The organism is Zobellella sp. DQSA1 (assembly GCF_041950555.1).
Taxonomy (GTDB): Bacteria; Pseudomonadota; Gammaproteobacteria; order Enterobacterales; family Aeromonadaceae; genus Oceanimonas.
Window position 1 is genome coordinate 1,942,253 of the sequence record NZ_CP169531.1, and the last position, 14,158, is coordinate 1,956,410.

The following is a 14,158-nucleotide window of genomic DNA, read 5'->3' on the forward strand; positions in this document are numbered from 1 at the left end:
TTTGTATAAGGTTGTAAGTATATCACCAAGAGATGGATACAACAGATGACGAGTTCTGTAAAACAACGTATTTTTCTGCTTCCGCGCAGGATCGCCCTGCTGTGCGGCCTGCTGATACTGTTGCTCGTGGCCGGCTACGGCGGCCACGAGTACCGGCAGTACCGTCACTACCTGGTGTTGCAACAAGAGGCGGAGCCGGTGATAGAAACCCTGCATCATCTTCATCATAAGGTCATGACCGAGCTGGAAAGCGGCCTGCTGCTGGATGAACAGGTCCGCTTCCTGTCATTGATGCTGTCGCGGTTTGCCCGTTTTCTGGAGCAGCAGCAGGTGTCGCCGGCCGCAATGGACGAGGTGCTTGCTGAACTGAACCGCTATCTGGAAAACCTGCGTGCCCTGCAGGATGCCGATATCCGCAGTCGTTATGCGTTGCAGACCTTTATCGACAGTATCCGGACGCCGGCAGAAATGGCGAACCGCGCCGCCCTGGAGCGGTTGGTTCAGCTCAGCCGACTCTATCTGAATGCGCCCAGCCAGCTGTTTGTCTATGAACTGGAACAGGAGGCGGAACGGTTGCTGCGGGGTGGGAATACGGATCTGCAGGCGAGCTATCAACATCATCGCTTGTACCTGGACAGTTTGAAAGAGCTGATCGGCCTACGCCGGCACATTGCGACCGATGACATTTCCGCCTTGCTGGCGCGCAGAGCCGCCTGGCAGCAGCAGGGCGAAGACAGCTGGGAGCGTCTGCTGGTGCTGCTGGCATCGGTATTGCTGCTGATCTTCAGCCTGGGTCTGCTGCTGCTGTATACACGCAACCGTCAGCTGCAAGAGGGCAGCCGGGCTTCTTATGCCCTGGCCCAGGCCAAGACCGACTTTCTGGCCAATATGAGCCACGAAATCCGTACGCCGATGAATGCCATTATCGGCTTTTCCTCGTTGTTGCAGCAGACGTCGCTGGATGGCCAGCAGTCTGAGTACCTGAAAAAAATCAAGAGCTCGTCCGACAACCTGCTGCTGCTGATCAACGATATCCTGGATTTGACCAAGGTCGAGGCGGGCAAGCTGGAACTGGAAGACATCGAGTTCGATCTCAATGAGCAACTCGAGCGACTATCGGCACTCTTCGCCGACATGTCCGAGCAGAAACAGCTGGAAGTGATCATCAGCAAGGCAGCGGAAGTGCCTGACAGGGTGCGGGGGGATCCGCTGCGCCTGGGCCAGGTGCTGGTCAATCTGGTGAGCAACGCGGTGAAATTTACCGAGCGCGGCGAAGTGGTACTGTCGGTCCGGGTTGTGCACGAGCCGGATCCCCGTCTTTGCTTCGAGGTCAGGGATACCGGCATCGGCATCATGCCGGAACAGCTCGGTAAACTGTTCCGTTCCTTTACCCAGGTCGATGCCAGCACTACCCGTAAGTACGGCGGCAGCGGCCTGGGGCTCAGTATCAGCCATCATCTGGTGCAGTTGATGCAAGGCAGCATCCGGGTAGAGAGCCTGCCGGGGCGGGGGTCGACCTTTACCGTGAACCTGCCGTTGCGTGCGGCGGAGAGCCTCGACGACAACGCCGCAGAGCCGGTGTTTGTGCCGGGACAGAAAGTGCTGCTGGTGGACGATAACGCGCTGGTGATCGAGATGATGAGCCAGCTGCTCCGGCGGGCCGGCTTTGTGGTCTACGCCGCCCAGGATCTTGACAGCGCCAAGGCATTGATCCAAAAGCGCGGCAGCGAGCTTAGGCTGGCCCTGATCGACTGCTGCCTGGGCCAGGACAACGGCCTGGACGTGGCCCGCTATCTGGTGCAGCAGCCTCATTTGCAGGATATCGGCGTCGTGATCATCAGTGCTTTCGGGCGGGAGCGTCCCTCGGCACAAATGCAGGCGCTGGGCATTGACCACTATCTGTCCAAACCGGTTACCCAGAGCAGCCTGCTCGGCTGTTTGTCCCGGATCCTCCATGCCCCGTCCGGGCCGCATCTCCGGCCTGCGGCCGTCGGTCAAGCGGATACCGAGTTCTATCGCTGCCGGCTGGCGGGACGGCAGATACTGCTGGCGGAAGACAACAGGGTCAACCAGCAGCTGATCGTCGAGTTCCTGAAAAAAGTCGATGTCTCGGTCACGCTGGCGGACAACGGCCGCCAGGCGGTGGAGCAGATGGCCCGGCGAACCTTCGATGCCATCCTGATGGACTTGCAGATGCCGATTCTGGACGGGGTGGAGGCGACCCGCCAGATCCGTAAACTCAGGGTGAACCACGATATTCCCATCATCGCCCTGACCGCCAGTGCCATGCGAGGGGATAGGGAGACCAGCCTGCGGGCCGGCATGAACGCCTATGTGACCAAACCGGTGCATTGCTTCGATCTGTACCAGGCCTTGGTGCAGGTGATCGGTAGCGGGGTGGTGGCCGACCCGGTCGGGGACGAGCAGGGGGGCCATGAGGCCGCGCCCGCCGGGCTGCTCCCGGCTCCGGGGCCCGTTGTCGCGGAACGGCATCAGAGTCAGCGCTTCTTTGCCGAACAACACCAGGATGATATCTGGTTATTGCAGGCGGCCCTGGCCGGCCCGGACTGGCGGGACGCGCTTGCCACAGTGCGGGAGCTGGCCGAGGGGGCGGAGGCCTGCCGGGCGGTGGTTCCGGCGACACTGGCCCGGGAGCTGGAGCAACAGCTGCTTCGTAAGCAGTTGCCGGAGCCGGAGCAGATCCGCGCCCTGGCCCAGGCCATCAGCGATATCCGGGATATCACCGCGCGGTAACGGCAAGATCCGTATTTTTACGATTTTGAGATATTTGTCACATTTGTGGGCTCATTGGTTTTATATTCTGGTTTTTATTTTTAAGTTGGGATTTTATCCTGACTAAAAATCTTCGCTCAGATAAAGATAGAGCCCCCGTGTTTACTGCCCATTTACAGGCCGCTCCCGCCTGGAAGTGGGCTTTGTTTTGCTCTGGATTTTATTTATTTTTTAGATGATATTGTCGCCGTGAACGCATCTTGATAGGGGAGTGTTATGAAAGTATTAGTGTTGGGTAGTGGTGTCGTCGGTGTCACCAGCGCCTGGTATTTGTCGCAACTGGGCCACGAGGTTGTGGTGATCGATCGCCAACCCGACGCAGCGGAAGAAACCAGCTTTGCCAACGCCGGTCAGCTGTCTTTTGGCATGTCCTCACCCTGGGCCGGCCCCGGTATTCCGCAGAAGGCCATCAAGTGGATGTTCCAGTCCCACGCTCCCCTGAAAGTACGCCCCAGCCTCAATCCGGCCCAGTGGCAGTTTATGCTGTCGATGCTGGCCAACTGTAATGAAAAATCCTACGGCATCAATAAATCCCGCATGGTGCGGGTATCCGAATACAGCCGCCAGTGCATCAACGCCCTGCAGGAAGAACTGCAGCTGCCGTTTGAGGGCCGCAAGAAAGGCCTGCTGCAGGTATTCCGCACCCAGAAGCAGGTAGATGATGCCGCCAAGGACATCAAGGTGCTGCAGGATTTCAACGTGGCGCATGCCATGCTCAACGTGGACGAGTGTATCGCCCGTGAGCCGGCCCTGGCCCGGGTCAAGGACAAATTGGTCGGTGGCCTGCACTTCCCCGACGATCAGACCGGTGACTGCAACCTCTTTACCAAGGCCCTGGTAAAGAAATGCCAGGACAAGGGCGTGGTGTTCAAGTTCGCTACCGATATCAAGGCGCTGGTCAGCGATGGCGATCAGATCCGCGGGGTGCAGACCGCCAACGGTCTGGAAACCGCCGATCAGGTGGTGGTGTGCATGGGCAGCTATTCCCCCTTCCTGCTTAATCCGCTGGGCATTCGCCTGCCGATTTACCCGGTGAAAGGCTACTCCCTGACCATCGAAGTGAAGAACGATGCGGATGCGCCCCAGTCCACGGTGATGGATGAAACCTTCAAGGTGGCCATCACCCGTTTCGACAACCGTATCCGTGCCGCCGGTACCGCCGAGCTGGCCGATTTCAACGGCGATCTGCCCAATGCGCGCCGCGAGACCATCGCCCATTCGGTGAAGAGCCTGTTCCCGGAAGGCGGCAAGGTGGATGAAGCCATCTTCTGGAGTGGCTTCCGCCCCATGACGCCGGACGGCACTCCGATCATCGGCGCCACCCGTTACAAGAACCTGTGGTTGAACACCGGCCACGGAACCTTGGGCTGGACCATGGGCCCGGGCTCCGGCAAGCTGATTGCCGACCTGATCAGCGGCAAGCAGCCGGAAATCGACGATAACGGCCTGGCATTCAGCCGCTACGGCTGACGCAAACCTCGAAGCCGGAAGCTTGAAGACCGGCTTCTGGACAGGGCGGGATCCAGGCGCCATACTGGCGCCTTTTGGCCCCGTCCTTTTTTATGTTGCTTACCCTGCTCAATATAGTAGTACCGGTCTTTGCCGTGGTGGCCGTGGGCTTTGTCTTCGGCCGGCGTCAGCGCCACGGGGAGATGGGCTTTATCAATCTCGCCAACGTGGCGGTATTTTGCCCGGCCCTGGTATTTTCCGCGCTGATCGACAACCCGGTCTCGCCGGGCGAGAGCTGGCCGCTGATCCTGGCGGGCGTGCTGAGTATCCTGCTGCCGGGACTGCTGCTCTGTTTATTTCGTTTCCCGGGGTTGGAGCGCCGAACTTTAGTCGTAGCCGGCATGTTCCGTAACACCGGCAATATTGGCATACCGCTGATGATGCTGGCCTATGGCGCCGATCAACTGGGTGCCATCATTCTTCTTTTCGTATTGTCCAACCTGATCCACTTTTCGCTGGGGCTGTTTATCCTGTCCCGTGATGCCGGTCGCTGGCAGTGGCTGCAGAACCCCATTATCTGGGCTGCGGTATTGGGCATGTTGCTGGCCGATAATACCGCCCTGTTGCCAGCGTTCGTCTATACCACCGCCGATCTGCTCGGGCAGATGGCGGTACCGCTGATGCTGTTCGCCCTGGGAGTGCGCCTGTCGGGCGGGGAGATGGGCGATCTGGGACTGGCGTTCAGGGTCAATCTGGCTTACCTGCTGGTGGGGGCGGCGAGTTTTGCCCTGGTGGCCTGGTTGCTGCCGCTTGGCAACGACTGGCTGCGGCTGCTGGCGCTGTCGGTGATGCTGCCGCCGGCGGTGCTCAATTACCTGTTGTGCGAGCAATACCGTTGCCAGCCCGACAAGATGGCCAGCATAGTGCTGCTCGGCAATGCCATGGCGGTGGTCACCATTCCGCTGGTGGTCTATCTTACCTTGACCTTCCTCTGATAGCTGCGCCGACCGGGCCCCCGTGGCCTGGAGTTTGTGTTTCACTTTTGTTAATCAACCGTTAATACCAAAGTCTAAGTTTCAACAGGCTGTTAACGGAGTACTGTTACCTTCGAACCGTATTCGGCTATTCAAGGAGAAAGAGAATGGCGTTTGAAAGTAAGGAAAAAGCAAAAGCGTACTGGAGCGAAAACCTGAGATTGATGGCCATATTGCTGGCGGTCTGGTTCTCGGTGTCTTTCCTGTTCGGCATTATCCTGGTGGATCTGCTCAATGCCTTCACCATCGGTGGCGCCAAACTCGGCTTCTGGTTCTCCCAGCAAGGCTCCATTTATGTGTTCGTGGTGCTGATCTTCGTCTACGTATGGCGAATGAACGTGCTCGACAAAAAATACAACGTTGACGAAGAGTAAGGGGTAGGGCATGGATATCCAAACCTGGACATTTATTCTGGTGGGCCTGAGTTTTGCCCTCTATATCGGTATCGCCATCTGGGCCCGTGCCGGCAGTACCGGCGAATTCTACGTGGCCGGTGGTGGGGTACACCCGGTGGCCAACGGCATGGCCACGGCGGCAGACTGGATGTCGGCCGCCTCCTTCATTTCCATGGCCGGGGTGATTTCCTTCGCCGGCTATGACGGCGGCGTCTACCTGATGGGCTGGACCGGCGGCTATGTACTGCTGGCGCTGTGCCTGGCACCCTACCTGCGCAAGTTCGGCAAGTTTACCGTGCCGGACTTTATCGGTGATCGCTACTACTCGCAAACCGCACGTATGGTGGCGGTGTTCTGTGCCATCTTCGTGTCCTTCACCTATGTGGCGGGCCAGATGCGCGGCGTGGGCGTGGTGTTCTCCCGCTTCCTCGAGGTGGATATCAACCTGGGCGTCATCATCGGCATGACCATCGTGTTCTTCTACGCGGTCATGGGGGGCATGAAGGGCATCACCTATACCCAGGTGGCCCAGTACTGCGTGCTGATCTTCGCCTTCCTGGTACCGGCCATTTTCGTCTCCCTGATCGTGGCCGGCACCCCGATCCCGCAACTGGGCTTTATCGGCCAGACTGCCGACGGCGTTTACCTGCTCGACAAGCTGGACGGTCTGTCCCAGGAGCTGGGTTTCACCGAATACACCTCGGGCAAGAAGTCGGGCATTGACGTCTTCTTTATCACCGCCGCCCTGATGGTGGGCACGGCCGGTCTGCCCCACGTGATCATCCGCTTCTTCACCGTGCCCAAGGTGCGTGACGCCCGGATCTCTGCCGGTTGGGCACTGCTGTTCATCTCCTTCCTGTATACCACCGCCCCCGCCGTGGCCGCGTTTGCCCGCGCCAACATGATCGAGGGCCTGAACGGCGCCGACGGTCAGGGTGTGATCGCCGAGCAGGCACCGGGTTGGGTAGCCAACTGGGAGAAGACCGGCCTGGTGAGATGGGAAGACAAGAACGGTGACGGCCGCATGTTCTACTCCGGTGACGAGCGTAACGAAATGACCATCAGCCCGGACATCATAGTGCTGGCCAGCCCCGAAATCGGTCAGTTGCCGAACTGGGTGGTGGCCCTGCTGGCGGCCGGTGGCCTGGCGGCGGCGCTGTCTACCGCGGCCGGTCTGCTGCTGGTGATCTCTACCTCCATCGCCCATGATCTGCTGAAGAAAGGGCTCAAGCCGGACATGACCGACAAGCAGGAACTGCTGGCCGCCCGGGTGGCCGCCGCCTTCGCGGTGATCGGTGCCGGTTACCTCGGCATCAACCCACCCGGCTTCGTGGCCCAGGTGGTGGCCTTCGCCTTCGGTCTGGCGGCGGCGTCCTTCTTCCCGGCCATCGTGCTCGGTATCTTCTACAAGAAGATGAACAAGGAAGGGGCCATCGCGGGCATGGTGACCGGTATTACCTTTACCGCCGCCTATATCGTGTACTTCAAGTTCATCAATCCGGCCGCCGACAATGCCGACAACTGGTGGTTCGGTATCTCGCCCGAAGGTATCGGTACCCTGGGCATGTTGCTCAACCTGGGCGTGTCGCTGCTGGTCGCCAAGCTGACTACCGAAACCCCGCAGGATGTGCAGGATCTGGTGGAGAGCATCCGCTTCCCGAAAGGAGCCGGTGCCGCCCACGACCATTGATCCCGAGCACAGAGTGTAAACAAGGGGCGCCGCGGCGCCCCTTTTGTTGATCCGGCGCCTGCTCGCAAACGGACGCCGTTAGCCCGGTGTATCAGCCGGCCAGCCGGCTTTGCTCTCCTTCCTGCCGGCGTTGCAGATATTGCTGCAAGCGGGCCTTCTCGGCCTCACTCAGATAGAGTCCCAGCTTGGTACGTCTCCAGATGACGTCTTCTACCGTCCTGGCCCATTCGTGCTCCATCAGATAATCCACTTCCGCCTGGGTCAGGGAGGCGCCGAAGCTCTCGCCCAGGTCGGTCAGGCTGTGGCGGCCTTCCAGAAAGTGGTGGCACAGGTTGCCGTAGGTGCGCACAAAGCGTTTCAGCATGGGCGGGGTCAGCCAGGGGAACTGCTGCCGGAGCGTTGCGGCCAGGCTGTCGTGGTGCTCGAAATTGCCGCCGGGCATCACCGCCGTCTTGGTCCAGGGCCCTTTGGCCTGGGGAAAGAAGCGGCAGATGGCGTTGGTGGCGGCTTCCGCCAGCTTGCGGTAGGTGGTGATCTTGCCGCCGAATACCGACAGCAGCGGGGCTTCGCCTTCGGGCGCATTGACTTCGAAGCTGTAATCCCGGGATGCCTTCTGCGCTGCGCCATGCTCGTCATCCATCAGCGGGCGTACTCCCGAGTAGGTCCACACCACCTCCGCCGGGCTTATCTTGCGCTTGAAATGGCCGTTGACCACGGCACAGAGATACTCCACTTCTTCATCACTGATACAGGCATCGGAGGGGTTTCCTTCATAGTCCACGTCGGTGGTGCCGATCAGGGAGAAGTTGTCCTCGTAGGGGATCACGAACACGATGCGGTTGTCTTCGTTCTGCAGGATATAGGCCTCGGGCTCGTCATGCAGTTTCGGCACTATGATGTGACTGCCCTTGACCAGGCGGATCTGCTTGGGCGCCTTGAGGGTCATGGTTTCGTCGAACAGCCTGCTGGCCCAAGGGCCGGCGGCGTTCACCAGGGCGCGGCAGCGGTAGAGCTGCTGCCGGCCGGTGTCGGCATCCTGCAGGGTTACCTGCCAGAGGCCATCCCGTCGCTCGGCCTTGACGCAGCGGGTGCGGGTCTTGATGTCGGCGCCGTTCTGGCGGGCGGCCATGGCACAGAGCACCACCAGGCGGGCATCGTCCACCCAGCCATCGGAATACTCGAAGCCTTTGGTGATGTCGCCGACCAGGGGGCTGTCGGCGCCGAAGCGCAGGCCGTTGGAGCCGGGCAGCAGCTCCCGCTTGGCCAGGTGATCATAGAGGAAGAGGCCGATGCGGATCATCCAGGCCGGGCGCAGGTGCGGGCGATGGGGCAGGCGGAAACGCAGCGGCCACATGATGTGGGGCGCGTTACGCAGCAGGGACTCCCGCTCGGCCAGGGCTTCCTTCACCAGGCGAAATTCGTAATGCTCCAGATAGCGCAGGCCGCCGTGGATCAGCTTGCTGCTGTTGGAGGAGGTGGCCGAGGCCAGGTCGTTCATTTCACACAGCACCACGCTCAGTCCCCGGCCGGCGGCGTCCATGGCGATACCGGTGCCGTTGACGCCGCCACCGATAACCATCAGATCATGAATGGTGTGCTCAGCTGTCATGCTTCTCTTCTCCTTAAGGGAAGCCAACACCGGAGCGTGGCGTCCCTGTGCCTTGAGGGTGGGGGTCATAGTCAATCACCATAGTTGGATTATAATCTTCGTAAAGGAAAATAACCAACCGTAAAACAAACATCAAGCAACATTTTAGTACATTTTGTATTTATTCTAACTAAAGCGCGCATTTTTTCCGGTCAATAATGTTCGTATGGTGATGCTTCTGCTATCTTGACCTGCCCCGGTGTACATTTTGATGGAGAGTCACCTACCGATGGAAACGACACTGATTGCCCCCTTCAGCCTATCGACCCAGCCCCGGATCCGGTTTGGCCCGGGTATCTTCAAGCAAGTGGTGAGCGAAATCGAAACTTTTGGCTCACGCATGCTGCTGGTGACCGGCGCCGGCTCCTTCACGGGCGGCGAACACTATCGATGGTTGCAGGCCGAGCTGGAGGCCCGGCGGATCACCTGGTTCAGGGTCGCCGTCGGGGGCGAGCCCACCCCGGAGATGGTGGACGAGGCGGTGGCCCGCTTCGGGCGGCAAGACATCGACGTGGTGGTGGGGGTCGGTGGCGGCAGCGCCCTGGACGCGGCCAAGGCCATCGCCGGCCTGCTCAAAACCGGCACCCCGGTGTGCGAACACCTGGAAGGGGTGGGGGAAGAGTTGCCCTATCGGGGACCGGCGGTGCCCTTTATCGCGGTGCCCACCACTGCCGGCACCGGCAGCGAGATGACCAGGAACGCGGTGATCACCCGGCCGGGCCGGTTCAAGAAGTCCTTCCGCGACGAGGCGCTGCTGGCTCGCCTGGCCCTGGTCGACCCCGAGTTGCTGCAAAGCTGTCCGCAACCGGTGCTGCTGGCCAACGCCATGGATGCCTTTACTCAGTTGCTGGAAGCCTATACCTCGACCCGTGCCAGCCGTTACACCGACGCCCTGGCGGAAGACGGCATCCGGGCCTTTGCCGCCGGTTTTGCGCCGGGAGAAGGGCACCCGGTGCGGGATTATGCGGGGCTGAGTTATGCGGCCATGCTGTCGGGTATCTGCCTGGCCCAGGCCGGGCTGGGGGCGGTGCACGGCATGGCCTCGCCGCTCGGGGCCTGTTTCCCCGTCCCCCACGGCATGGTGTGCGGCATCCTGCTGGCCGACACCACCCGGGCGAACATCGCCGCCCTGCGTGAACGAATCCCCCTGAGCCCGGCCCTGGACAAGTATGCCCGGGTGGCACGCTGGCTGAGTGGTGACGACAGGGCCGGGGCCGAGGATCTGGCCGGGCTCCTGCAAGGCTGGACCCGCGCCTGCCGCCTGCCCCGACTCGCCGATTACGGCATGGTCGCCGCCGATATCCCCCGGATGGTGGCGATGAGCGGCGGCAACAGCATGAAGACCAATCCCCTGGTGCTGACCGATGCCGAACTTGGCGACATTCTGCGGCGCTGTCTCTGAGCGGCTGAACCGCTGAACCGCCGCTCTCCTGGCGGGTGTGTCCACACCCGCATCTTTTCTCTTAATCTCCCTCTTTCCCGCTCCCTGATGGATAGCCGAACGGGCATCCCCGGCGCCGGGCTCCCGTCTGCTGTGCATTTGGGCATTGAACGAGTACAATCGGGCGATGAAGTCGTTTCCATTACAGGGAGTTACCGCGTGAAGCAAACCCTGCGTCATCAACAGATCCTGGAGTTGCTCAAGCAGAAAGGCTTTGCCAGCACCGAGGATCTGGTTGCCCAGTTTGACGTGAGTCCGCAAACCATCCGCCGGGATCTGAATGATCTGGCCGAGCATAACCGCATCCGCCGTCATCATGGCGGGGCCTCGCTGATGTCGAGCACGGTGAACGCCGCCTACGATTCCCGCAAGGTGATGTATGCCAGGGAGAAGGACAGCATCGGCCGGGCCATCGCCGCCGAGATCCCCGATGGGGCTTCCCTGTTCATCGATATCGGCACCACCACCGAAGCGGTGGCCAAGGCGCTGCTCGATCACCAGGAGCTCAGGGTGATCACCAACAACATCCATGTGGCCAGCATCCTCAGCCAGAAGGAGGATTTCACCGTGATCATCGCCGGTGGCGAGGTCCGCAACCGGGACGGCGGCATCGTCGGCGAGGCGACCCGGGACTTCGTGCAGCAGTTTCGCACCGATTACGGCATCATCGGTATTTCCGGCATCGATACCGACGGTTCTCTGCTCGAGTTCGACTACCATGAGGTGCGCATCGCCCAGGCCATCATCAGCAACAGCCGGCAGGTGTTCCTGGCCGCCGACCACAGCAAGATTGGCCGCAACGCCATGGTCAATCTGGGTCATATCAGCCAGATTACGGCGCTGTTCACCGATGCGCCGCCGCCTGCGGCGCTGCAGAAGATCATGGAAGAGCACCAGGTCGCCTGCCATATCGCCCACTGAGCGAGCGGCTCTTGGTCACCAGTCCGGCTGCCTGTTTTGCCGAGAGGCAATCCCAGCTGCCTCTTCCACACCTCGGCGCTGCCTGGTGGTGGCGTCGGCGGAGTTGGCCCTTTGGCCGATTTAGGGTGATCGCAAACTGATAAGGGCGCCTCGCGGCGCCCTTGGTGTTTCTCGTTCTCGCTCAGTGCTCGGCCCAGTCCAGGGAGCGGGCCACCGCCTTTTGCCATCCCCGGTACAGGGTGGCGCGGGTCTCCTTGTCCATCTGGGGCTTGAATTCCTTGTCGACCGCGAATTTGTCGGCCAGTTCATCGGTGCTCTGCCAGATGCCCACCGCCAGGCCGGCGAGGAAAGCCGCGCCCATGGCGGTGGTTTCGGTCTGTCGGGGGCGGACCACCCTGGCGTTGGTGATATCGGACTGGAACTGCATCAGGAAGTCGTTGGCCACGGCGCCACCGTCCACCTTGAGCGCGGCCAGCTTTAACCCGGAATCTTCCTGCATGGCCTCCAGCACGTCCCGGCTCTGGTAGGCCACCGCCTCCAGTGCCGCCCGGATGATGTGGTTGCGGTTCACCCCCCGGGTCAGGCCCACCAGGGTGCCGCGGGCATAAGGGTCCCAGTAGGGGGCGCCCAGGCCGACGAAGGCCGGTACCAGGTAGACGCCGTTGCTGTCCTTCACCTTTTCGGCGAAGTAGCCGGTGTCGTCCGCCTCGCGAATCAGGCCCAGCTCGTCCCGCAGCCACTGGATGGTGGCCCCCCCCATGAACACCGAGCCTTCCAGCGCGTAGTTGACCTCGCCCCGGGCGCCCACCGCCAGGGTGGTGAGCAGGCCGTGGCTGGAGCTGACCTTCTGCTCGCCGGTGTTCATCAGCAGGAAGCAGCCGGTGCCATAGGTGTTCTTGGCCATGCCCTTGTTGAAACACAGCTGGCCGAACAGGGCCGCCTGCTGGTCGCCGGCGATACCGGCGATGGGAATACGGGTGCCGCCCTTGCCGCCGATGTTGGTCTTGCCGTACACCTCGCTGGAGGGACGCACCTCGGGCAGCATGGACGCGGGAATGCCCATTTCATCCAGCAGCTTCTGGTCCCATTCCAGACTGTTGATATTGAACAGCATGGTACGGGAGGCATTGGTGTAGTCGGTGACGTGAACCCGACCGTCGGTCAGTTTCCAGATAAGCCAGGTATCGATGGTGCCGAATAGCAGTTCTCCATTGTTGGCTTTCTCCCGGGCGCCTTCGACGTTGTCCAGGATCCACTTGAGCTTGGTACCGGAGAAGTAGGCGTCCAGTACCAGGCCGGTGTTGTCGCGAATATAGTCGGTCAGGCCGCGAGCCTTCAGTTGTTCGCAGATGTCGGCGGTGCGGCGGCACTGCCAGACGATGGCGTTATAGACCGGCTTGCCGGTGCTCTTTTCCCACACCACCGTGGTTTCCCGCTGGTTGGTGATGCCGATGGCGGCAATCTGATCCGGGCTGATGCCGGTTTTGGCCAGCACCTCGGTCAGGGTGGAGCGCTGGCTGGCCCAGATCTCCATGGGATCGTGCTCGACCCAGCCGGCCTGGGGATAGATTTGGCCGAATTCCCGCTGGGCCACGCCCTGGATGGCAGCATTCTCGTCGAAGATGATGGCGCGGGATGACGTCGTCCCCTGATCCAGTGCAACCACGTACTGTTTGGCTTGTGACATTATGTGTCCTCCTTGTCGAGTCGGTATTCAGGCCGAGGCCCGTTGTTCCTGTTGTGAAGGTGAAGGCGCCTGCTCGGCGGCGGTGGCCGCGGGCAGGAAGCGGGCGATGGCATTATCGTACAGCCAGGCTCCCAGACAGGCACCCGCGATGGGACCGAAAATGGGAACCCAGAAATAGGGGTTGTCGCGCCCGCCGGTAAAGGCCAGCTCTCCCCAGCCCGCCAGCCAGGTAAACAGCTTGGGTCCGAAATCCCGTGCCGGGTTCATGGCAAAGCCGGTCAGCGGGCCGGTCGCGGCCCCGATCACGGCGATCAGCAAGCCGATCAACAGTGCCGCGGCCATGCCCTTGGGGCCGCCGTTGCGGTCGTCGGTCAGCGCCAGTATGGCCATCATCAGCACCGCGGTGATGGTCAGTTCCACCATAAAGGCATGACTGTTAGACAGCAGGCCGTGCGGATAGGTGGAAAAAATACCGGCCAGGGCCAGGCTTTGTTCGCTTCCCCGAGCTACGCCGGCGGCCAGCTCCCATTCGATAAACAGTGGCTGGTACAGCCCATAGATCAGGGCGGCGGCGGTGAAAGCACCGGCCAGCTGGGCCAGGATATAGGGGATCACCTTGCGTTTGTCGAAACCCCGGAACAGGGTGAGCGCCAGGGTGACCGCCGGGTTGATATGGGCGCCCGACACCCCGCCGGCCACATAGATGGCGATGGCTACGCCCACGCCCCAGCTGATGCTGATTTCCCAGAGGCCAAAACTGGCATCGGCCACCACCAGGGCGGCGACACAACCGGCGCCAAAGAAGATCAGCAGTCCGGTGCCGATAAACTCCGCGAGGCATTCCCCGAGCAGGGTGTTTGGTCGTTTGATAGACATTTTCTACTCCATTGTGTGTGAACAGTCATCCTGAAGTCCGGATTCTGGGTTATTTGTTCGTATTCGAAAATAACTTGTGATTAAATTTGTGCTGTCGATCACTTATTTTTGACCATTTGCCTTCGTTATGACACATGTTTATTACTTTCACCCGGGCGATACCCTCATGCTCTTCCATTGCTTAGCTGCCTGCGACGTCTTTTGAATGCTTGTTGTCGTTATCG

10 protein-coding genes are annotated in these 14,158 nt (G+C 60.9%); 7 read left to right on the forward strand and 3 right to left on the reverse strand.

Annotated features, from left to right (window positions below; all coding sequences use genetic code 11):
• Positions 1-45: 45 nt before the first annotated feature.
• The 5 genes from ACEVBK_RS09345 (at position 46) to ACEVBK_RS09365 (ending at position 7,361) form a co-directional block, all read left to right on the forward strand.
• The gene (locus ACEVBK_RS09345) at positions 46-2,754 is read left to right on the forward strand and encodes a response regulator (protein WP_375058327.1); all 2,709 of its coding nucleotides are present in this window, start codon (positions 46-48) and stop codon (positions 2,752-2,754) included.
• A 255-nt stretch (positions 2,755-3,009) separates the two neighbouring features.
• Positions 3,010-4,263, forward strand: coding sequence for a D-amino acid dehydrogenase (locus ACEVBK_RS09350; RefSeq protein ID WP_375058328.1), 1,254 nt, complete (start codon positions 3,010-3,012; stop codon positions 4,261-4,263).
• 92 nt (positions 4,264-4,355) lie between these two features.
• Positions 4,356-5,237 carry an AEC family transporter gene (locus ACEVBK_RS09355; RefSeq protein WP_375058329.1) on the forward strand — a complete coding sequence of 294 codons (882 nt, stop codon included), beginning with the start codon at positions 4,356-4,358 and terminating at the stop codon, positions 5,235-5,237.
• Between the two features lie 146 nt (positions 5,238-5,383).
• Complete coding sequence (locus ACEVBK_RS09360; RefSeq protein ID WP_375058330.1) at positions 5,384-5,650, forward strand: DUF4212 domain-containing protein; 267 nt, start codon at positions 5,384-5,386, stop codon at positions 5,648-5,650.
• Between the two features lie 10 nt (positions 5,651-5,660).
• Positions 5,661-7,361, forward strand: coding sequence for a sodium:solute symporter family protein (locus ACEVBK_RS09365; RefSeq protein WP_375058331.1), 1,701 nt, complete (start codon positions 5,661-5,663; stop codon positions 7,359-7,361).
• Between the two features lie 91 nt (positions 7,362-7,452).
• Here the strand turns inward: ACEVBK_RS09365 and glpD are convergent, their stop codons facing one another.
• Complete coding sequence (glpD, locus tag ACEVBK_RS09370; RefSeq protein WP_375058332.1) at positions 7,453-8,970, reverse strand: glycerol-3-phosphate dehydrogenase; 1,518 nt, start codon at positions 8,968-8,970, stop codon at positions 7,453-7,455.
• A 268-nt stretch (positions 8,971-9,238) separates the two neighbouring features.
• Between glpD and ACEVBK_RS09375 the strand changes: the two genes are divergently transcribed.
• A complete protein-coding gene (locus tag ACEVBK_RS09375; protein ID WP_375058333.1) occupies positions 9,239-10,411 on the forward strand; it encodes an iron-containing alcohol dehydrogenase in 1,173 nt (390 codons plus the stop codon).
• 198 nt (positions 10,412-10,609) lie between these two features.
• Complete coding sequence (locus ACEVBK_RS09380; protein ID WP_375058334.1) at positions 10,610-11,371, forward strand: DeoR/GlpR family transcriptional regulator; 762 nt, start codon at positions 10,610-10,612, stop codon at positions 11,369-11,371.
• A gap of 181 nt (positions 11,372-11,552) precedes the next feature.
• Here the strand turns inward: ACEVBK_RS09380 and glpK are convergent, their stop codons facing one another.
• Entirely contained in the window at positions 11,553-13,058 is a 1,506-nt protein-coding gene (gene glpK / locus ACEVBK_RS09385) for a glycerol kinase GlpK (protein ID WP_375058336.1), read from the reverse strand.
• A gap of 27 nt (positions 13,059-13,085) precedes the next feature.
• Positions 13,086-13,934, reverse strand: coding sequence for an MIP/aquaporin family protein (locus ACEVBK_RS09390; RefSeq protein ID WP_375058337.1), 849 nt, complete (start codon positions 13,932-13,934; stop codon positions 13,086-13,088).
• Positions 13,935-14,158: the final 224 nt, after the last annotated feature.